Annotated in this window: 26 protein-coding genes; 22 read left to right on the forward strand and 4 right to left on the reverse strand. The window is 27.2% G+C overall.

Annotation, left to right across the window (positions count from 1 at the left end; genetic code table 11):
- Window positions 1-16 precede the first annotated feature (16 nt).
- The gene (locus QIA31_RS00305) at window positions 17-562 is read left to right on the forward strand and encodes a chromosome replication/partitioning protein (protein WP_301385243.1); all 546 of its coding nucleotides are present in this window, start codon (window positions 17-19) and stop codon (window positions 560-562) included.
- A 778-nt stretch (window positions 563-1340) separates the two neighbouring features.
- Complete coding sequence (locus tag QIA31_RS00310) at window positions 1341-1781, forward strand: DUF261 domain-containing protein (protein ID WP_301393606.1); 441 nt, start codon at window positions 1341-1343, stop codon at window positions 1779-1781.
- 93 nt (window positions 1782-1874) lie between these two features.
- Here the strand turns inward: QIA31_RS00310 and dbpA are convergent, their stop codons facing one another.
- From dbpA to QIA31_RS00325, 3 genes are all read right to left on the reverse strand, one after another.
- Window positions 1875-2438, reverse strand: coding sequence for a decorin-binding protein DbpA (gene dbpA / locus QIA31_RS00315; RefSeq protein ID WP_301385246.1), 564 nt, complete (start codon window positions 2436-2438; stop codon window positions 1875-1877).
- A gap of 130 nt (window positions 2439-2568) precedes the next feature.
- Complete coding sequence (dbpB, locus tag QIA31_RS00320) at window positions 2569-3123, reverse strand: decorin-binding protein DbpB (protein ID WP_301393608.1); 555 nt, start codon at window positions 3121-3123, stop codon at window positions 2569-2571.
- Window positions 3124-3513: 390 nt separating this feature from the next.
- Window positions 3514-3810, reverse strand: coding sequence for a hypothetical protein (locus tag QIA31_RS00325; protein ID WP_151060739.1), 297 nt, complete (start codon window positions 3808-3810; stop codon window positions 3514-3516).
- A gap of 126 nt (window positions 3811-3936) precedes the next feature.
- On the opposite strand from QIA31_RS00325, the gene QIA31_RS00330 reads away from it, so the two are divergent.
- From QIA31_RS00330 to QIA31_RS00345, 4 genes are all read left to right on the forward strand, one after another.
- Window positions 3937-4530 carry a hypothetical protein gene (locus QIA31_RS00330; RefSeq protein WP_301385248.1) on the forward strand — a complete coding sequence of 198 codons (594 nt, stop codon included), beginning with the start codon at window positions 3937-3939 and terminating at the stop codon, window positions 4528-4530.
- A gap of 3 nt (window positions 4531-4533) precedes the next feature.
- Window positions 4534-5886, forward strand: a complete 1353-nt coding sequence (locus QIA31_RS00335) for a PBSX family phage terminase large subunit (protein WP_301385249.1) — start codon at window positions 4534-4536, stop codon at window positions 5884-5886.
- 876 nt (window positions 5887-6762) lie between these two features.
- Complete coding sequence (locus QIA31_RS00340; protein WP_301393611.1) at window positions 6763-6957, forward strand: hypothetical protein; 195 nt, start codon at window positions 6763-6765, stop codon at window positions 6955-6957.
- Window positions 6958-7133: 176 nt separating this feature from the next.
- Window positions 7134-7676, forward strand: a complete 543-nt coding sequence (locus QIA31_RS00345; RefSeq protein WP_301385250.1) for a hypothetical protein — start codon at window positions 7134-7136, stop codon at window positions 7674-7676.
- A gap of 146 nt (window positions 7677-7822) precedes the next feature.
- Here the strand turns inward: QIA31_RS00345 and QIA31_RS00350 are convergent, their stop codons facing one another.
- Window positions 7823-9409, reverse strand: a complete 1587-nt coding sequence (locus QIA31_RS00350) for a peptide ABC transporter substrate-binding protein (protein WP_301393614.1) — start codon at window positions 9407-9409, stop codon at window positions 7823-7825.
- Window positions 9410-10055: 646 nt separating this feature from the next.
- Between QIA31_RS00350 and QIA31_RS00355 the strand changes: the two genes are divergently transcribed.
- From QIA31_RS00355 to QIA31_RS00430, 16 genes are all read left to right on the forward strand, one after another.
- The gene (locus tag QIA31_RS00355; RefSeq protein WP_301393617.1) at window positions 10056-10709 is read left to right on the forward strand and encodes an Mlp family lipoprotein; all 654 of its coding nucleotides are present in this window, start codon (window positions 10056-10058) and stop codon (window positions 10707-10709) included.
- Window positions 10710-10816: 107 nt separating this feature from the next.
- Window positions 10817-11425, forward strand: coding sequence for a hypothetical protein (locus QIA31_RS00360; protein ID WP_301385253.1), 609 nt, complete (start codon window positions 10817-10819; stop codon window positions 11423-11425).
- A 358-nt stretch (window positions 11426-11783) separates the two neighbouring features.
- Complete coding sequence (locus tag QIA31_RS00365) at window positions 11784-13028, forward strand: anti-CBASS protein Acb1 family protein (RefSeq protein ID WP_301385254.1); 1245 nt, start codon at window positions 11784-11786, stop codon at window positions 13026-13028.
- 11 nt (window positions 13029-13039) lie between these two features.
- Window positions 13040-13639 (forward strand): DUF1357 family protein, encoded by a 600-nt coding sequence (locus QIA31_RS00370; protein WP_301385255.1) that lies wholly within the window; start codon window positions 13040-13042, stop codon window positions 13637-13639.
- A gap of 58 nt (window positions 13640-13697) precedes the next feature.
- Complete coding sequence (locus tag QIA31_RS00375; RefSeq protein WP_301385256.1) at window positions 13698-14309, forward strand: DUF228 domain-containing protein; 612 nt, start codon at window positions 13698-13700, stop codon at window positions 14307-14309.
- Between the two features lie 16 nt (window positions 14310-14325).
- Window positions 14326-15243 (forward strand): hypothetical protein, encoded by a 918-nt coding sequence (locus QIA31_RS00380; RefSeq protein ID WP_301385257.1) that lies wholly within the window; start codon window positions 14326-14328, stop codon window positions 15241-15243.
- A gap of 3 nt (window positions 15244-15246) precedes the next feature.
- A complete protein-coding gene (locus QIA31_RS00385) occupies window positions 15247-15693 on the forward strand; it encodes a DUF3890 domain-containing protein (protein ID WP_301385258.1) in 447 nt (148 codons plus the stop codon).
- Window positions 15690-16064, forward strand: coding sequence for a DUF1506 family protein (locus QIA31_RS00390; RefSeq protein ID WP_301385259.1), 375 nt, complete (start codon window positions 15690-15692; stop codon window positions 16062-16064). Before QIA31_RS00385 ends, QIA31_RS00390 begins: the two co-directional genes overlap by 4 nt.
- Window positions 16061-16534, forward strand: a complete 474-nt coding sequence (locus tag QIA31_RS00395; protein ID WP_301393619.1) for a hypothetical protein — start codon at window positions 16061-16063, stop codon at window positions 16532-16534. The genes QIA31_RS00390 and QIA31_RS00395 overlap by 4 nt, the downstream gene beginning before the upstream one ends.
- A complete protein-coding gene (locus QIA31_RS00400; protein WP_151060725.1) occupies window positions 16531-17070 on the forward strand; it encodes a DUF764 family protein in 540 nt (179 codons plus the stop codon). Before QIA31_RS00395 ends, QIA31_RS00400 begins: the two co-directional genes overlap by 4 nt.
- 34 nt (window positions 17071-17104) lie before the next feature.
- Complete coding sequence (locus tag QIA31_RS00405) at window positions 17105-18175, forward strand: DUF787 family protein (RefSeq protein WP_301385261.1); 1071 nt, start codon at window positions 17105-17107, stop codon at window positions 18173-18175.
- On the forward strand, window positions 18175-18597 hold the full coding sequence (locus QIA31_RS00410; protein WP_151060723.1) for a DUF1463 family protein: 423 nt from the start codon (window positions 18175-18177) through the stop codon (window positions 18595-18597). The genes QIA31_RS00405 and QIA31_RS00410 overlap by 1 nt, the downstream gene beginning before the upstream one ends.
- Window positions 18598-18638: 41 nt before the next feature.
- Window positions 18639-19130 (forward strand): DUF1473 family protein, encoded by a 492-nt coding sequence (locus QIA31_RS00415; RefSeq protein WP_301385262.1) that lies wholly within the window; start codon window positions 18639-18641, stop codon window positions 19128-19130.
- The gene (locus QIA31_RS00420) at window positions 19123-19341 is read left to right on the forward strand and encodes a DUF1322 family protein (RefSeq protein ID WP_301385263.1); all 219 of its coding nucleotides are present in this window, start codon (window positions 19123-19125) and stop codon (window positions 19339-19341) included. The genes QIA31_RS00415 and QIA31_RS00420 overlap by 8 nt, the downstream gene beginning before the upstream one ends.
- A gap of 8 nt (window positions 19342-19349) precedes the next feature.
- Entirely contained in the window at window positions 19350-20756 is a 1407-nt protein-coding gene (locus QIA31_RS00425; protein ID WP_301385264.1) for a hypothetical protein, read from the forward strand.
- 20 nt (window positions 20757-20776) lie between these two features.
- Entirely contained in the window at window positions 20777-21340 is a 564-nt protein-coding gene (locus QIA31_RS00430) for a DUF792 family protein (protein ID WP_301385265.1), read from the forward strand.
- The last annotated feature ends 17 nt before the right edge of the window (window positions 21341-21357 follow it).

Genomic DNA, 21357 nt, shown 5'->3' on the forward strand with positions numbered 1-21357 from the left:
TAAAGGAGGAGCACAAGTGGATATAAAGATAAATAAAAGAAATTTATCTGAGAGTGTTAGAGAAGAAGAACAAGCGCTTATTTATTATAACAAGCTTAAAGAAAAGCTAAACATCAATTTTCAAAAAGAAATTTATTGTAAACTAGAGGCAATGAAGGTTTTAAAAGAAATTAAAGATAAAGAATACTATAAGCTTGATAACTATTCTAGTTTTGATGATTTTGCAAAAGACTATAGACTTGCTAGAACTCAAACATATAAGTATCTTAAAATTGCAACAGCAATAGAAAAGGGTTTGATTGAAGAAAAGTATGTAGTTAAAAACGGGATCAACGAGACAATTTGTTTGATTAAAACAAAAGAAAATTCTAGTTTAAAAAAATCTAACCAAAACCCAATAAAACCACTAAGATTTCAGCTTAAAAAGGAAGAATCTTATTCTTTTTATAAAAAAAATGCTAAGCTTACGAGCTTTCTTTTAGAAAAAATTTTTTTTGAGGAAAAAGATTTTTTATTAAAAATAATTGAAGAATTTAAAGCTTCAAGAAACAAACAAAAATGAAATATTTATTTGCAAAACTTAAAAAGTTAGTGTATACTGTATAGGTACAGACTGACACGCAATGTGTCGCTCTTAATATAAGGACCTGTTACCTTAAAGGGTTTATTGGAAATTCTTCGGAAAGAAATTCCAATAAACCCTTTAATTTTTGATTTAAATTATTTTTTTTGTAATAGGAATTTTAGAAAAATTTAGAAAAGTATTTACAAAACATATTTTTTTTTATACTATAATATTAGAAAAAACTTATATTAGGGGTTAAGATGAAAGGGCTTAATAAGATTAAAAGGAAAGAATGCTACAAGTTTTTAATTAAAGCTTTTGCCATTAAAAGCAATTTTTTGATTGACTTGGTTTTAGCAATATTAAAGATTGTTCTTAAACCCAATATTTTCTTATTGGGCTTTTAGATTCTAAATTGGGATTTATTATTATTACCTAGATCCTTAAAATGTACAAAAAAATATTAGATTTTAATGTTTGAGAGATTTTAAGGGCATGTCTTAATAAAAAGATCCCAAATGTGTGTTCCTTATAAGCAAAAATGGAGCAGGCATGTTTACTTATTTAAAAATTATATTTAAAAATTGTTTATTTTAAAATATATGAAAAACAAATTGCAATTGTAATTGCAATTTGTTTTAAGTCTTTTGTTCGAATATGATCAAATGAAAAGTATTAAAATCAATATTTTTAGTGACTTGATTAATGGAGTTTGAGAAATTTTATTTTAAATAATAAACATTTTTGCAATTTAAAGTTTTAGGAGAATTAAAAAATGTTTATTGAGAAAATATTACAAAGCAATGAAGAGCTGTTTAAAGACATTCAAAAGTCTGGATGTTATTTTTTATCTTTGCATTATTGGATATTTATCTTGACGGGTTTTGATTTTAAAGCAAAAGATATTAATTTAAATTATCAGCGGTTTTTAAAATTGGGCTACATTAGAAATAATTGTTATATTTTAAATCCATGCAAAATTCTTAGTTGTTATAAAATCTTTTCTAAGGTTAGATATGAAAGTTCTCTTTATTTACCTGTGGCTGGCAAAGAATTTGAAATAACAGCTATTAAGTTGAAAGGCCAAGATTTTGTTCATTTTGTTGCAATGGATAACAATAAGATGCTTTACGACAGTCTTGATTTAAAGTCTAAAGGAAAAAAATTTGAAATAATATCAAAAAGAGTATTTAATTTTTTTGTTTTAAAAGTGTAATGTTTGCCGAATTACATTAGCCTAATAAGGCCAAGCAACCCAAAACTGGTTTTAAGTTGCTTGGTACATTGTTTTAATTAGGTATAAAAATGTTTATGTAGATTTAGTAGCAGCAGCAGCGGTATTATTCTCCTTTTTTTTCTTAAGAGCCTCTTTATTTTTCTTATTAACATTTTGTAATTTTTTGCTCATTTCTTCTGCAATTGCAATCACCCCGTCAGCTGTGGTTGCAGGAGTTTTTTCAGCTGCCTTTGAGACTGTTGCCGTCATGGCCTGTATTCCAATTTCTTCTAGCGTCTTTGAGACATCAACCATTAAATCATACATTGCTGAGAATGTACCGCTACCGCTTCCTTTAAGCTTTAAAGCCTCTTCTTTTATTGCTGTTACGAATCCTTCTGCCACCTCAGTAGCTTTTATTTTTGCTTCAAGTATGAATTCAGGGCTTCCTGAGACCTTACTACCTGTTTGTTTATTTGTAAAAGCATCAAAATTCACACCTTTGCCTTTAGCAGTAGCTTTAAGTTTATCTATTTCATCTTTAATTTTTTTAACCGATGATTCTAATCTAATTTTAGTTTCTCCTGTTAAACCACATGCTGTAAACAGGCTAGCAAATAAAGTTAGTTTAAGTAAAATTTTATTATATTTATTCATATGATATCCTCTTTTTTTGATTTTAAGTTTAAATAAAAGCAGTAAATAAATATTAAATTGTAAATATTAGGACTAGCTAAAATTTTATTTTTAGTTAATTCTTTAGCTAATTCTAATTACAATATTAGATTTATTTTTTATTCTTACTTTTATTTATTTTTTTATCCCCATCGTCAAGTTTTTGTCTTTTCTTGACGCCTTCTAGTTTATTTTCTATTTTAGCTTTAACCTCAACCAATCTGTCAGCTGTGTTTACAGGGCTACATTCAGCTTCCTCCAAAATATAGGGCTTTACACCTTTTATTCCAATTGCATCTAATGACGCGGTAACTTCAAGCATTAAGTTAAACATAGCCAAGAATTGACTGCTATTCCCATGTCCTTTAAGCTTTAAAGCTTCTTCTTCTATTATCTTGAGGAACTTTTTTACTTCGCCAATGGCTTGTATTTTTGCTTCTCTTAAAGCCAATCCCCCAGATGTCACTTTAGAGCCGGTTGCAGTATCTGTAAAAGCTACAAAATTTACACCTTTTTTGGCAGCTTCTTCTTTTATTTGTGAAATTTTGCTTTTTACATCTGCAGAAGACGATTCAAGCACTGCCTTTACTTTTCCTGTTAATCCAAAATTACAGGCTGTAAACAGCACAATAAACAAAGATACAATTATTAAATTAAATTTTTTCATTTTGTTACCTCCATACTAAAAGAGTAATTAATTTTAAATCTAAATTTTAGTCCATTTTATTGGAAATAAAATAAAATAAATTAGTCAATAAAGCTAGCATAATTTTTGAATTTTAACCGAATTTTAAAATTTTTATTTTTAATACCTTATTATTTTGAGTTTTATTGGGGCACATAAACTTGTTTTATGTAAATATAGCAATAATATTATTTGGAAGCTATAAGCTAACTTTTGATCTTAAGATTCAATACCAGTTTGTCAAAGTTTTGTAAATTGGTTATTTTATAAATTAAATTAAAGATCTAAAAGAATTTAGATCTTTAAAGCAAAAGAGAAGCCATGCTCCCGCAATTTATTGGCTTCTCTTTTGACTATTTTGACTACTTACTCTTAAGGAGAAGAAGTAGCAGGTTTGGAAGGCATAACAGCATCTTTTAAGCCTTTAAAAAATGCTTCTGTTTTGTGTGCTCCAGAAACTATTTTATTTTTTCCTTTAATTATTATGTCTAGTAAGCTTTCATTAGATGTATTGTTGCCGGCAGCTTCTATTAATTTTTTTAATGCTTCATTTTGTTCGGTAACAACTATTTCTCTGATTTTTGTTTCCTGATCTTTGGTAAATCCCTTGCTGTCCATATTACAGGATAAAATTAGCGCTGGTAGCAAAACATATTTTACTTTAAACATTTCTTTCTCCTTTACCATTTATTAATTTTGTTCTATTTAAAAATATATCTCTTTAAATTAATTATTCACAATAAAAAACATTTAATTTTTCTTGAGTTTTTAAAAAAACTTAATTAAAATAAAATAATGATATTTAAAAATAGAAAAGAAGAATATATTTTTTTATTTAAAAAAGGCTTAAAAGATTTAGATATTGCTCAAATTTTAGGTGTTGGTGAATCTTTTGTAGCAAAAGCGAGAAACAAATATTTTAAATCTAATAATTCTGGTTGTAAAAAGACCCCTTTTCCTGTGGACTTAGCAGTAGAAAATATTTCTAGAACATCTTTTAATGAGGACAATTTAAATCAATTAGTACTAATTGCCACAAAAAAGGCTTTTGATTTAGAAAATGCCAAAAACGAGGCTGAAAGATTATTTTACGAGATAGCTTGTTCTTTTATTGATTCTCATTGTAGATATAAAAATCTCAGTTTAAAATCAATAAAAAAAGATATATTAATCTTGGATTTAAAAATTAGCAAGCTTCAACTCGAGATTGACAGCAACAAAAAAAGAGGCTACAAGGGAAATGAAAGCCTTGAAATAGAGCTTGCTGCTAAAATTAAAGAAAGAGAAGATCTTGAAAAAAAGCTTATTAATATTTGTATGAGAGAAGATTATGATGTTCTTGTTAAGCTTAAATCGGTTTTAAGTAGTAAGAATTTAAAATTGGAGTAAAATTTGAAATTCTTAAGATCTTTAATGTTTCTTAATCTTCAAAAAAAGTTTAAAAATAGGTTTAATATCAACATTTTAGATTATATTAAGCCAAAGTCAACTAATATTTGTTTTGAAGATTTTGAAAACAAATATTTAACCGCTAAGCAAAAGGAAGTGCTTTTTGACATAGAAAGTCATGATTATTCAAAAGTAATACTTAGTGGTGGGATTGCAAGTGGTAAGACGTTTTTAGCCTCATATTTGCTTGTTAAAAAACTTATTGAAAACAAATCTTTTTATGATCGAGATACTAATAATTTTATTATAGGCAATTCTATTGGTTTGTTAATGACAAATACCATGAGGCAAATAGAAAAGATTTGTGGGTTTTTAGGGATTGATTATCAGAAAAAGAAAAGTGGACAATCTTTTTGTAAAATAGCAGGGCTTGAGCTTAATATTTATGGTGGTAAAAACAGAGATGCTTTTTCTAAGATTCGAGGAGGCAATAGTGCTATAATTTATGTAAATGAAGCAACTGTAATACATAAAGAAACTTTGCTTGAGGTAATAAAAAGACTTAGAAAAGGCAAAGCAATCATTATTTTTGATACAAACCCCGAAAGTCCAGCCCATTTTTTTAAAACAGATTATATTGAGAATAAAGACGTTTTTAAAACATATAATTTTACAACCTATGACAACCCTTTAAATTCAGCAGATTTTATTTCAACTCAAGAAAAGCTTTACAAACATTTTCCTGCCTATAAGGCTCGTGTGCTTTATGGAGAGTGGATTTTAAATGAATCTTCATTGTTTAATGAGATAATCTTCAATCAAGATTATGAATTTAAAAGTCCAATAATGTACATTGATCCTGCATTCTCAGTAGGTGGAGACAATACAGCCATTTGTGTTTTAGAGCGCGCTTTTGAGAAATTTTATGTATATATTTATCAGGACCAAAAACCAGTAAGTGACAGCTTAATGCTTGGTTCTATTCAAGTTTTAATAGAGAATTTTAATGTAAATACTGTTTATATTGAGGAAAGAGATAGTACTAAAGGAGATGGAATTTTAACCAAAACAATTCTTTTTCTAAGAAATAAGAGTATTAATTATTTTAAAGTTGCGCCAATAAAACCCTTGAGCAATAAATTCAAAAGAATATGTGCTTTAATTCCTTTGTTTGAAAGCCGAAAAATAGAGTTTTTAAAAATAATAAGTAAAAATGTAGTAGCTGATATTTACAACTACAAAGGAGACGGAAAAACAAAAGATGATGCACTTGATTCTCTTGCAAATGCTTATCTTCTTTTAACATTAAATTATAAGGAAAAATTATTTCATTTTGGCAAGTTTAAATATTTATAATTTAATCTAAGTTTTTAGTTATTAATTTAATTTTTTGATCAAACTCCATTTTAAAATTTTTTATTTCTTGTGTTAATCTTGATTAAGATTTGCCTTGCTTTAAGCTAAGTTGAGATTTAATAAATTTAAAGCAATTGAGATGTTTTTAATAAATTCAATTTTTTATAAATAATAAAAAGGCCAAGATTCAATCTCTTAAAAGTTTTGAAAAATTATTTTTTTAATTTAATTTTTTGTGAAATTTTATGGATATGGTTTATAATTGAATTTTTATAAATTTTTATTTTAAAGGAATTGCCATGATAAACAGATTTTTTATGTATTTCTTTTCATCTTTAATTTTTCTGTTTAGCTTTAATGCCTTTTAGGAGATGAAGAGAGAAAAAATTAGAGGGTAACAATGGAATAAAATTAGATTTTACAGACCAATAAAGGTTAAAAGCCTTAAATACTACTAAAGGCCAGCTTGGTGGTGATGCTGAAAAAATAATAGCTAGAGTTGATAAATATTTTAAGCAGTTTGGCGATTATAAAAGAGATGCTATTTTGTAGTTATTTTCGTCTGGATTCGAATATATAAAATCTAAAGAAGCAGAACTTTAAGAATCAGAAAATAAAAGTGCTAATTTAATAGATGCTTAAAAAGTGATTTTGAATCTAGGATTAAATAGTTTAATTACACAAAAAATGATTTTGGAAAATTAGTATACGAATTGAATGCGCTTATTGACTCTAAATTCCCACTTAATGGAATTTATTTAATTTTAAGAAATTTTTAACAAGTTTATTGTAAAAATGTATTATTTAAGAATTTTTAAATAATAAAAGACCATTCAGGGTTTTATCTATTCAAATGTATTTCAAGGAGAGAGAAATATGAGAATAGCCTTTTTTCTTTTTTTTTTAATATTGCTTTTGGGTTGTAGTTCTGTTAATAAACAGAGCAATAAAGATTTATTGTCCTACAATAAGAAGAAGACCTCTAATTATAACAGAGAGTATTATCAGAAGAACAGGGAAAAACTTAAATTAAGAGCTAGAGAGCGATATCGTAGAAACAGAAGGACTTAAATTAAATAGATAGGTAAATATAAAAAATTAATCTTTTTAAAAATTTAAAGTAATTTTAATATTAAGTAATATATTTAAGTTGATTGGTGGATTTATGTAAAAGGTGTATGTTTATCAGCTATTTAAAATATTTTGTAGTTTTTGAAATAAATTAAATTTTAATTAGGAGAATATACATGAAGAGATATATTTATGTGTATATATTAGGAATATTTGTAAGTTCTTGTTATTTAAATGATTTTTCTAGTAGTATGAATAAAGGTAACCTTAATAAATACGATTTAAATTTTACTAAACTTTCTTTAGCCGAAAGGGAAAGCGCTATTTTAAAAATTCAAAGAAAATTTAAAAGTCTTACTGATAAAATAAGTTCTAGAATCTCTAATTATAATGAGATTAAAGTTAGCAATTTCTTTAGCGAATCTAGTGAACAAAAAATTAATCTTTTAAACAAAATATTGGAGATTTTAAAAATACAGTATGGCTTAATGGAAAAAAGTAGTAATAGCTTAAGCAGGCTTAGTGTGTTAAGTGGCGGCAATTATGCTGTTCTTGATCCACAGCCAGAATTACGGCTTTTAAATCAAAAATATTCAGATATAGATGAAAAATTAAGAGAAATATGTAATTACATTCTTAGCAACAGTATTGACTTTGACAAGGTTTTAAAGGATTTAGCTCTTTTAAAAGAAAGTTCTTTATCACTAATGAAAAAATAATCTTTATTTAATATTATTATGTCTTTAAAGGATTTTTTTTTTAAAAAAAAGAGAAGCTTTATAAAAATAAACTTTATTAATTTTTTTTTTGAAAAAGTTTTTAAAAAATAGAGTCATTTTCCGACTCTATTTTTTAAAAAAATCATTTATTCTTCTAAAGGTTTTATATCTGATAGGGCAAATCTTTCTGAGCTGTTTGTGCTCCACCCCGTCCATTTATCATTTCTGAAAAGATAGTTTCCCGCAACGCTGTATAATGGGATTATTGGATAATCAATTTCAATGATTATTTCTTCAGCCTTTTTAAATAGTTCTAATCTTATTTTTTCATTCGGTTCAATCTCAGATTTAAATATCAGTTCGTCAAAGTCGGGATTTGAATATCCATAAGATGAAAGATGTGCGGTTTTAGTTTCAAATATATTAAAGAATGCCATGGGATCTAAATAATCTCCTTGCCAGGACCTTACTGAGATCTCATACTGTCCTTTTAGAATGTTTGATATGTGATTATTCCATGTGTCAGGCTCAATTTCTACATCAATATTTAAGACTTTTTTCCATTGGCTTTGAATAAAACTGGCAACTTCTTTTTCAAGGTCGTTTTTATTGTATTTTATTGTAAGAATTGGAAATCCTTTCCCATCCGGATATCCAGCTTCGGTTAAAAGTTTTTCTGCTTTTCGAGGGTTGTATAGTTTTAATTTTTTCCCATAATTATAATTGTTAATATTAGGACTTACTTTTCTTGTTGCTTTAAAGTTATTATCAAGCACTCTGTAGGCCAATGTTTCTCTGTCAACTGCAAGAGTCAATGCTTCTCTTACTTTTTTGTTGTTAAGAGGTTTAATGTTTGTGTTTAATGATAAAAGTCCAATTTGATTAATGTCAGTTGAATAAAAGTCTTCTCTTAAGATAAGCTCATTAATAAGGTTTAAGGGGATGCTGTTAAAAATAGCGTCTATTTCGTCATGCTCATACATGCTGTAAATTCTGCGAGCGTCGTTTACAGTAACAAATGTAAGCTCGTTAATAGCAACGTTTTTAGCATCATAAAAATATTTATTCTTCTCAAGGGATATTTCTTCGTTTAAAGTTCTTCTTTTTAGTTTGAAAGGCCCGCTTGTAACCATATTTTCTGGGCTTGTCCATTTATTTCCAAACTTTTTAACAACGTGTGTAGGAATAGGTATAAATATCGGGTTTGTAAGCATATCAAGAAAATATATTGTTGGTTGAGAAAGAGTTATTTCTAAAGTTTTTTCATTAATTACCCTTATTCCAACTTCATCTGCATTTAATTTTGTTGTGTGAAATTCTTTTGCATTTTTTATTTTTGATGTTAATAAGTTAATGCCTGGTATATTCGCTTCAGTTTCTAAGGCTAGTATGTATGAGTTTTTAATGGTGTCTGCCGTTATTTTAACACCATCGCTCCAATAAATGTCATCTCTTAAATGGAATATATAGCAAGTGTTGTCCTGGGAAATTTCCCAATTTTTAGCAAGTCCGGGTCTGTATCCGCCAGTTTTAGGGTCACCTCTTAAAAGCCCAATAAATAGCTCATTTATAATTAAATTGCTCAATTTGTCACTGCAGAACTGTGGATCAAGCGATGTTGGTTCGTTTCCAATTCCAATTCCAAAGACAAGATCGTCTTTTGCTTTAGAAATTGTGCAAGAGATTATAACTATAATGAGCATCATTAAAAGTAATAATTTTTTTGTTTTCATATCATTTTTCCTTTTTTTATTTTCAATAAATAATTTAATTTATAGCAAAAAATATTGCAATATATTATTTAAAACAAATCGTATGCTTTTATTAAATACCTTAAAAGGTGTATTGCTGTTTGTTTGTTTAAGTTTATAGTTTAATTAAAATGAAATTGAAGATTTATTGAAGCTTTAAATAAAAAGCAAGAAGTATTCTTTATTCAAAAAAATATGAAAAACATACGGTTTAAAGATGTGATTTAGAGTATGAAAAGTTTTAATAAGAAAATAGTCGAAAAAATAATTAAAACAGGCTACTTAGTAAAACTAGAAAGTTTTAAATGTATTAATTTTATTATTGGGTTTAAAACTACAAATAGGGCCCTAAAGCCCTATTTGTAGTTTTAAAGAAGTTTTCAATGAATTGTTGATTTATAACAATAAACAAGTATATATCTCTCTTTTATTTTTTCAAATAAAATCCCAACCTTTATTTGGGGTTTTAAGGCCTTTTTGAGAAACAAAACTTATATTTTTTATTTTTAAAAAGTAAAGTTTTTTTTATTTTTAAAAAGTAAAGAAAAAAAATAAAATTGATTTTTTATGTTCCTTGAGAATGATAGAAAATGAACTATAATGGCGACTTATTTTATGGGAGGTTTTAATGGGAAGGATAAGTATTTTATTGATGCTATTGTTAGTATTTTCTTGTAAACAGTATGGCGATGTTAAGGCACTAAAAGAAATTGCTTTTGAGAATGACAATTTTTCTGTTGGTAGCGATAATGTAGCGGGTAAAGATCTAATTATTGAGAAAGAGCCCGCTTTAACATCAGAAGAGTCTAAAAGATTACAGTCTTTAAAAGACTTTTTAAAAACCGCAATAGAGGCTAATGGTAGAGAGGAAGAAAATGTAAAAGTTGAGTATGACAAATCTTATAAAGAATTTTTTGATTGGCTTTCTAAGGATATTAACAAGCAGAAAGAGTTTATAGATTCTTTTAACAAAATTTTTGGCATTGTGGCTAAAGCAGTGGACGCAAGTAGACAAAGATCTCGCGATAATCAACAATCTTTAGGCCTTGAAGAATATGTTTGTTATAAAATTAAAATAAGCAAAGGCGAGGCTTTAAGTTTATTTTTCCAAAAAGTAGCTGATGCATTTGGTCCTGATGGATATAAAAAGAAAGATGATAATAATAATAGCCAAAAACCTGAGAAATGCAATGAAGAAATTTTTAAAGCAATTAAGAGAGTCTTTACTGAAGGCAATAATAATAATGAATTGGAAGATCTAAAAAGTTATGGAAAAGTTTAACATTTGGGTTATTATTCCTTATAAGGCAAGTTCTAGTGAGAACTTGCCTTATTGTTTTTTCAACGGCTTTTAAATGGCCATTAAATAGTATATCTTTTTGTTGGGTTATGGGTGATAATAGTAACGAGAAGATCAATTTTCAGAATTTTAAATGCAATAATATTGAATTTGCCCAAGAATTGTCAACCCAAGTTATTGAGTCTTCCTTAGTAATAGAGGCTAATTTAAATAAAATTTTAAATACAAAAAATTTACAAGATGCTTATTTAAAGGCCCAAAAGTCAAAATCAAAACTTGTTTCTACTATTAATCTGGCTAAAAAACTAAACAACCATTTACTCTTAGAGTGCGATAAAATTCCTTTTGATTTTGATATTCCCGTAACATTTAGCATTGTTGATAAAATTTTAAAATTATTTTATTGGACAATAGTTAATTTTGATTCTCATACAGTAAATGAAATTGAATCAATAGGGCTTAAAGAGATTAATTTTTTATATAAAGGAGAAGAAGGAATAAGATCAGCAGAAGAAGAGATTAGTAGCATTAAAAATTTCAAGGAAAAAGAATTTCTTTGCCAGCTACTTTTAGTTATTAAGTTTACATTTCAAGCAGACAAGGCCTTAATGAAAGCAATCAGAGCATCTCTTTTAGCGACATCTTTTATTGCCCAACGGGGAATAGAAGGCAAACAGATTTTATTTTTTTATATTTAGATTTAATTCTAGTATTAATTTGATTTTTAAGTGTTGAATATTAAAAAGGCAGAGAAATGAATCTCTACCTTTTTTAATATTTATTGGGATTGGATAAAGTATTAATTTAATATTCTTTTTAATGTTATTTTATAATGTTTATTTTAAACAATGTGTGTAACAGTAATTATGAATAATTTTGTAAATTTTACTTATATTCTTAAGTTAATATTAGCATAAATATTTTAAAACGTATTAATTTTTTATAAAATTTTAAATGAATTCTAGTATTTAAATTTTATAAATCATTATTATTTAATATTTGTTATTAAATAATAATGATTTGCATAAAAAAATGTTTTTGATATAATAATGTATAATGATATTTAAAAAAATGATTAATGAATTTAAAATGGAAATAAAAAACAATAAATCCCAAATCAATCCTATTGATATTTACCGGTATTCAATTTTTTTTAGAAATTACATAGAAAGTACAGCAGAAGACGCACTTAAAAATGGAATTAATTTAAACTTACTTGAAACTTCTTGTTTAACAAAAGGTAGAGAGTTTCTTTTAAGTTTAAAGGTAGAATTAAAAGAGGCTCTTCTTGAAGCAATGATAAGCTATAGATTTAATGGAGCAGGGTATATTTTAATAAAACCCAAAGGCGAGAATGAAGATTTAAGCAAAAAGGTTAACAGCGAATTGCCCACAGGCTTTAAATATTTAGATTTTCAAAAAATTATTAACAAAAGAGAATCTGATTACATAGAGTATCTCTCAAGCTCAAAAGACTTAAATGGTGTTAACCAGAAAGCAAGGGTTTTAAAAATAGATAAAAGCAGAGTAATAGTTTATGAAAATTATGATTATGTTTTAGGCTCACACGAGCCCGCTTATACGCAAAGTTTACTTCTTAATATTTGTCTTTTAGAACAAATTTATTTAGAGATAGAAAAAAGAATAAGAAATTATAATTTTTTGTTTTACAAAGATGAACATTTAGTAGGACTTGTTGAATCTTTAGAGCTTGCAAAAGAAGAAATTAGCGTTTTAACAAACAATAAGGGCAAAATATTTTCTACCTTTTTTAAAGGTCAAGAGCCAAACAAAAGTTTCTCAGCATTAAGTAGTGTTTCTAGTAAGCTTAGCAGAGAGCTTAGCAAAATTAAAAGCACTCTAAACAATGATGGAATTTTTTATACTGCATCGGAGAATGCACGCCTTGAGGTAATAAAATATGACTTAGGGTTTTTAAAGGATGCATTTGAACTTGTTAAGGCTAAAATTGGTGCTGATACTAAAGAACCTCTTACTAGAAGTTTTAATGAACAAGTTAAAGGACTTGGTAGCAGTGGCAAGGGAGACAAAAGTAATTATTATGACTATTTAAAAGGCGTACAAGAATCTGTTGCTAATGCTTGTAATCTTAAGCTTAACAAATATTACAGATTAAATTTAAAGTTTAATGAGCTTGAAGTTTTAAGCTATGAGCAAAGACTTGAGAGAGATAATTTGCTTCTTAATGTTTATTCTAAGTATTTAGAGTTAATTAAAAATGAAAATCTAAGTCACAAGGCAAGAGAAAATTTAAAAGAACAATTAAGTTTGGTTATTTAAAAGGAGTAATTATGGAAAAAATGGATTTGAGTGTAGATTACAAGACTAAAAACTGCCAAGAAGATTTAAAAAAGCCAAGTACAAACAGTGAAGCTTTGAGCAATGATTTTATTCAGGAGTTTTTAGAATATAAAAATCTTAAAAGTGCTAATAATAATTCAATCAATTTTTCTCACAATGATCTAAGAGAATCTGTTGAGATAAATAAACTTGCAAATGATAATTTAAGTTCTGAGTATAATACAGAGAATCTTTTAGCAAAAGGATTTTCTTTTAAAGAGGTTGTAAAAGGCCAAGCCGAAGAGCTTATTAGAAAATATGTAAAAGCAACTCAAATCTTGGCAATAGCTGGAACTAACAATCTTGATGAGATTGATTCATCTTCTCGTGCAATACTAATAAGAGTCGCAAAGACCAATATTGATCAGAATAAAAATGAAGAAAATTCATACAAAATAATAAATTTTGAAAAAATAAAATCAAATCAAGAAAATAATTTAAGAAACAAAAACGCTTTCTTTGGTACATATAGTGATTTAAGAAAAGCAATGCTTAGTGAATGGGAAGAGATTAAGCAAGAATTTTATTGTAATAAAAAAGTATTAGCTTAAAAATTTGTAATTTAAGCTAATAATAAAAAATTAATTTAAAAAAAGGAGATATTTATTAATGAGCGATTCAATTGATTTTCAAAAAGAGATAGAAAAACTAAAAGCATCAAAAGCAGAACTTGAGAGCCAGCTTGAAGGTCTAAAAAAAAATCAAACTCAAAAAAATGTTTTAGACAAATTACAAAGTATTAATACCACCAGTTATCCTGTGTTTGAGAGCAATTGTAAATTTCAAGATGAGGAATTTTATTTTGCTCAAAAAGGCGGACTTAAAAGCTCCACTGTTGATAAGTTTGAAAATTATCAAGCTCAAGATTTTTGCTACAAATGTGGAGTTAAGCTTATTGTCAATGGCTCACATTTACAAATAGCAAGAGGAGGCGGCAGCGATCTTTATGGGATTTGTGTTGACTTTGATGATTTTTCAAGAACTGGTACGGTTGTTCCAATGACTTGTAGTTTTGAATGTGTTTTGATTGCTAAAGACAAAACGATTAAAGCAGAAGATAAATTAATAATAAACAGCGAAGGGTTTTTAGAAAAAGCTGGTAAGAGTACATCAGTTATTCATGCTTTAGCATTAGGATCTGCTAAGGAATTTAAAGACAGAAGAGATATTTATGGGGTTAGAGTTCTTTTTTTGGTCAAGCAAATAAAAGATGCAATTTAAAATAGGAGTATTTAAAATGGATGAGAATATATTAAATAACGATGAATATTTAAACACGGTAAGGGATGTTTTACTAAGGGAGTGCCCAATTCCTGAATATTATCATTTTTTAGATTCACAGCAAATACAAAGTAGTAATATTTCTCTTGGAAGCGACAGGATTATAAAATGGTATTCTAATTTAACAGACGTTCCTACGCTAAAGGTTAATGATTTTAACACAGTCTCAACAATAAAGTTTCAAAGACAAATAGTAAAAATTAATTATTTGTCTTTTCAGTATGCATTTAAGTACTATGCGCCAGATGGAAAAGTTAGTGTAGAGGCAAACACAAATATTACAATGAAAGAAGGACTCTTAGGATCAATAATTGAGATACAAAAGTTAATGAGTGCTCATTATTTAAAGGGCGGACTTGCGCTCTCAAAAGGGGATAAAAGAACTCTTCTTGTTGATGAGTTTAATAATGAAACTATGTATGGACTTTTGAATCTTCCAAACCAAATAGACAAAACAGTTAAACAGCCAAACATATTAGATCAAATAAGATCAATAAATGATGATCTTGTAAAGATTAATTTAGAAGATGAGAGAAGAGTGCCTTTTAAAATACTTACAACTAGTAAAATCAAAGGTCGTTTACTTGAGAGGCTTCCAAACAACAATTATTCATACAAAGACATGCTTTTTGATTTTATAAGCGCAATCAATAATGATGCAAATATTGAGCTTGAGACTACAAATTTATTAGACAATGAAATTTTAATATATCCAAGAAGCAGTAAACTGTTGCTTTTAAAAGATGGCCATCAGCCGATATTGAATTCATACACAGAAGTTTCAAGTAGTAATTTTAGAACAAGTTTTCTTGATTTTTCTATTGGAACAATTTTGGCAACAAAAAATTCAATCCTTAGAATAAAATTGAGCTAAAAAATGAATGACAGCAAAATAAATGCTAATAAGAGCACGAGCTTAATAAAAGACAGTGAGAATCTAGAACCGTCTTTAAAAACAGTATATGAGCAAATACTTGAACTTTTAATGCTTGATTTTAAAGATCTCAGCATTAAAGAATTTTGTTTATATTTAAATTTACTTGAAAACATTTTAATTTTTAAAAGAATAAGAATTAAAAGCTTAAATGATTCTACAATGTTTGTTCTAATTTATTATTTTGTTGGTTGCGAGTTAAAAAAACGAAACAGATTGAAAGGCTTTAATTTAAATTGTATTAAGTCTGAAAAATTCAAAGAGATATCATTAGAATATTTCCCCACAGCTCTTGGTAGTAGCAGTTGTGGGGGTGATTTTTGTAAATATTTAGATAGCTTAATAGAAGAGTTAAGAGTAAAAGGCTCTTTAATAGGGGTGGCTAAATGAATTCTTTGGAAATGATTAATACAAGTTTAAGTGATATTATAAGTACATATTCGCAAGATCTTTTTTTCTGTAAATTAAGAACAATCAAAGACCCAATTAATGCATCTTATGAAACTAAATTTAAAAGTTCTGATTCTGTTGCTTTTAAAGGAATATTTTTATTAATAAGTCCAGAAGAAGTAGTTGAGGTTGAAGGTGTAAATATTTTTGATAAAAACAGTTATGCCAAGGTATATACTCTTTGTAATTTGGAATTTGAATGTGGAGATTTGGTTAAGGTCTTTGATGATTTTTATTTAATCTTAGGAATTAAAAAGAGCTACAAAGAAGGTCTAAATTACATCACGTTAGTTTTAAGGAGTTATTGTTGAGTTTAAAAATTGGATTTAAAGATATTTATTTTTTGAATAAAAAAAATAGCATTAATATAAAATCAGAAGAGTTTGATAAAGAAATCTCTTTAAGACTAATAAAGGCTGCCTACAAAGAGTTTTATTCTAATATTTTTTCAAACAAAGGAATAAAAATGGCTTTTAGGGAATCTATTAAAAAAGGGCTTGTTGAAATAAAAGAGCAGTTTAGAGTATTTTCTAAAAATTATTTACTTAGCAGGCAAGCAGACCTTAATCCAAAAAGAGCTTTCAAGGCTAAAGAATTTAAGGCTAAAGAATTTAAAAGCTTAAGTAACAATATTGAAAAGCTCGATCTTTTAAAAGCAAAAGCAAAATTAAAAGCAAAATTAAAAGCAAAATTAAAAGGACAATTAAAAGGACAATTAAAAGGACAATTAAAAGGACAATTAAAAGGACAATTAAAAGGACAATTAAAAGGACAATTATGATTGTAGGGCTAAACGAATCTGTACAGTTTTTAATAAAAATACTTACAAAATTTAAACATGATTTAAGGTTTAAAGAAATAGAATTAGAAATTTTAAATACCTACAATCACCCTTATTTGGAAAAGTTTGCCACAAATACTAGTAATTTAATTGTATTAAAAAGCGAATCTTTTGAAGGGCTTACTCCTAGAAATCTAAGGGGTAGAAATTTTTGTAAAACATCTAATGAGTTTAGATTAAGGTTTTCGCTTTACTTTTTAAGTTTTACTTTATTAAATGCCCACAGGGATTCTTATGAGAACATTTGTAAAGTGTATGAGCATTTTTTGGAATTTTTACATGAGAATAGATTTAGGTTTAAGTTTACAAAAAAGCTTGATGATGGTTCTTATTTGCTTTTAACTTATTATCTTTGCTCTATTAGTAATTTAAATAATGATGGGCTACTTGGTGTTTCTAATATGAGAAGCAATATGTGTTTTAGTTTTAATCAGATTTTTGTTGCAAATATACAAGCTTTAAAACAAGAAGGGTAAATATTTAAAAAAAGAAATTAAAAAAGGAGGATAAATGCCAAAAGATACAATAAGTGTTAGTTTGGTACAAAACAGATTAGTTGCCAATAACATTAATTATTACAATCCGCTTTTAATCTACAAAAGCAGTGTTTTAGCAAGTAAATACTTAGCATTAAGTGTTACAAATTTTGAAGAGCTTTTAAAAAAACTTGGGATACAAAAGGGTAAGGAGTCTGATTTTTCTAATAAGAAAATAGCAGAAGACCAGTTAAGCGCTTTACAAAAATCAATGGGCGATTTTTTTGGCCAAGACGGACTTAAGTCTGTTGATTTTTATGTTTACAATCAGATTAAAGAGATTAAAGACTTTTTAAAATCTAATTTACATCCGTTTATAGTTTTTGTAAATGAAGCGGGAGAAAATATTAGTAGTGATTTTGAAGCTATTAAAAAAACTTGCAATTTCATTGTAATTTCTACTAAAGAGAATAACTTGCCAAATTTTTTAAAAGGTAAAGACAAAAGTGAGTTTAAAAGCATTATTGCTTTCTACAGCGGCAATGAAAATTTGCATCTTAAGTTTGCAGCAATGTATTTACATCAAGCAAGCATTTTTCATGCTGTTAATCCTTATGGGATGATTTTAAATTGTACTCCTATTTATGATGATTCTCTAATTGATTCTCTTAGAAAATCCAATATTAATTTTTATTCTCTTTTAAATGAAACTGGTAATGATGGCATTTTAGCTTTAAAAGAAGGTGTTAGTCTCTCAGGCGATCCTATTGATGAGGCTTTTACACTTTATTATATTAAAAATGAAGCAATAAAAGAGCTTATTAGGATTTGGAATAAAAATAGTAGAGCCAATAGTAAACTTAGTGCTTTAAATTTGGAGGGTAATTTGCCAAACGAATATACAGCAGGGCTTGAATGTTTTTTCCACGAACTTAAAGAAAGAGGTCTTATTGTCTTTTACAAAGAGATTAGACTTAAAATTAACTCTTCTCAAGGTTTAAGCTTAAGCTTGGAAGTTGCGCTTAAGTATAATGACAGCTTTAATAGTGTTAATTTAATAATCACTGCACAAGAGATAAATGAATATTTAAGGAGAGCATCATAATGAGAGAATATTATTCATTAGATTTAATATTTTTTAGTTTTAATGACAATTTAATAGAAAGAGGTACTGTTGAGTACAGCACAGAGCCCAATGTAATGGCTAAGGCAAGCACAGAAGACAGAAATTTTCCAATTCCAAGCTTTAGAGATCCAAGAACCGTTGTTCATATTTTTGATTTAGAAGTAAGCAAAGGGTCTTTTGATTACAAGCTCTTAACAAAGCTAAGCAATGAGCAATTTTACGAGAATGTCCCAAAAACTAAAAAGTTGAAAAGATTAGTGTTTAACGATCAAATGGGTTTGAAAATTATTTCAAATAGTGCATTTTTTGCAGAAATTCCAACTAGAAAGTATTCATCTGATAATGATACGGTTAAGTTCACAATTCATGCAATAAATTGTGATGTTGAAAAGGCAAGTTGATTTAACAGTAAAAACGTTTTATTAAAGGATAAGAATTTAAAATGAGATATAAGTTAAAAATATTAACTAAAGTTAAAACACATACATACATTTTAAAAGATATTCCCATGTACGAGTGGGACAATGTTTTAGGGTTTGATGTTGAGCGAGATGAACTTATTAGCAAACTTAACAATCTGCAAATATTAAAAGAGATAACCAAATTAATGATCTCAAGAGGGTTTTTAGATGAATTTTATGAAATCCTAAACAAAGAGAGAAGATATTCTGAGCTTTATAAGTATGCTCTTCCCACAATTCTTTTTTCAGTTCAGTATTCACTTTTTCAGACAATAGAAGGGTTTAAACAGCCCAGTTTGGTTTACATTGAGAGTTTTCAAGATAGAAACGGCGATTATATTAAGTACGACTACATTGATCAAAGGTGGAGTTATGATTTTATTATTACAAGTAACAAGCCTTTAGGCTTAGATCAAGAAGATTCTTTAGAAAATAATCTTGAGTCTTTCTTAAAAGAAGGTTTTAATGAATAATTCAGAGATTGCAACAAATTATTTTAAATACATAGACTATTTGACAAGAGAAGTTAATAAATATTATTTTCCTATTGTAATGGGCATATGCACATACAAAGATGTTAAAAAAATGAGATACAAAGAGCTTTTAGAAGTTAACCGAGCAGCTAACTTAAAGCTTAACAAGGAAATGTACGAACGGGCTTTGTCTTTTAGTGGTATGCGTTAAAGGTTTTTATGTACGAAGAAAACAATAATGATGATAAATTTACAATTACATTAGAAGGCGTGCTTGACAGAAATGCCACTAAGAGTAATTTAAAAAAAGAGCTTTTAAGTTTAAAAAAAGAAGATTTTTTTAAACAGACTGGCTTGAGTTTAAAAAGCAGTAAGGATTTTTTATCCTTAAGCGTTGAAAGACTAAAAAGTCTTGAAAGGCTTAAAAACGATAATCTTCAAAAATCAGGAAGTTTTAAATCGAATGTTTTTAAAAGTAATCCTTTTAAGGATTGCTTTAATCTAGATTTTAAGAAAAATAGTCTTGAAGGTGTTTTAAAAGATTTAGATTCTTTTAAAGACAAAAACAGTTTAGCATTCAAGCATTTGCCTTATTTGAAGAACAATATTGGCTCTTATTTTAATCTAAAAACAGATAGTCCAGAAATAGATAATCTAAAAACAGATAAATTAGATTTAAACCCTAAAAGGCAATATTCATATTTTAAAACTGAAAATATTAAAAATACTTTTAAACAAAATTTTATTTGCAATTCTAGTAAAGATCAGACTAATAAAGCATTTAAAGATTTTAAATTAAATTCCAATTTTGACAAGATTGAGCGCAATTTTGCCAAGGATAATTTTCAAGAACTATTAGGTTTTAAAAAAGAAAATAATCAGTTTATTTTGGAAAATTTAGTGTCTTTTAGAAATCTTTTTAAAGATGCAAGTTTGTTTGATTTTTTAAATAATGGTTTTGATGATTCTAAATTATTTTTAAAGGAATTTCAAAATTTAAAAGACAAAAAGATTCCCCAGCTAAGTCTTGAAAATTTTATTTTAAAAGATAATCAAATAGAAAGTGTAAATAAAATGCTCAAAAGGCAGAGATCTTTTGAAACAGAGTTTGAAAGAAATGATTTTTTAAAAAAACTTTATGTTCTTAAAAGTTCGCAAAATTCAAATTTAAATGATTTTCCTTTTATGGTTGAGCTTGCTCAGAAATTGAAAAATGAAGGTTACGCAAAAAATGATTCAAAAGTTGTTAGTCTGATAAGCGATTTTTTAAGCAGTGAGAATAATTTAGAAAAATTTTTAAGTTTTAAAAGACCAACAACAAGTTCTTTAAATGATCAGTTAAAAGCTGAGCCTGAGTTTTTAAATAGCAACAAAATAATAAATAGTGTTTTTGAGCCCAAATTAGATCCACTCTTAGAAAAAACTTTAGAACTTTTGCAATGGGCTAAAGGTTATGATTTTACTAACAGTGTATTGGAGCCTTTAAAAAATACTTTTTCAAATTTTGGTAATCTTTTAGTACAGGCATTTGAAAGTTTGCCTTTGGTTGAGTACATGACAAATGTAATTAGAGATGGCGGAGCATTTAATTCAAGAAGAATTGATGATGATTCTAGAATGCCTTAGCAAATTTAAAGAGGTTTTAAGTGATTAAAGAGCAAACTACTAAGTTAATAGAAGATGTTGTAAATCAAATTTCAAGCTTAGCAAGCAGTTCAAATTTTGTTTTACTTTTTCCAAGGCTTGATTTTAAAGGACTCGGATACATTCCTCAACTATTTTTTATTTTTGTAAAGCATGATCTAATAGAAGAAAATCTCTCAAGCATAAGCTCAGATCGTGCAGTAATTGATTTTACAAATACAAAAAGTGAATATGTTAACTTTAACATTACAACAAGGCCTGAAATTGTAACAATTAATAAAGGAATTTTGTCATCTATTTATGACAAAACTTTATTAAGAGCGCTAAAAGAAACCCCTTTTATGAATAGTGCTTTAGAATTTAATAGCAACTTTATAAAAATGCAATTTAGACAGAGGTTTAACTTAGGGGTTTATTACAGTATGTATAGCCCTTCAGTAGGATTTCACGAGGTGGTAAGCATTAATTCATTGAAACTTAAAGACACAGTTTATTTAGAAGAGGTGGAAGTTAGTTTGCAAGTAAAAATTTGCAAAACATTTAATATTTTAACTTATAAAGGTTAAAATATTAAATAAACACA

Origin of the sequence: [Borrelia] turdi, assembly GCF_030439285.2 — a bacterium.
GTDB classification, from domain to species: Bacteria; Spirochaetota; Spirochaetia; order Borreliales; family Borreliaceae; genus Borreliella; species Borreliella turdi.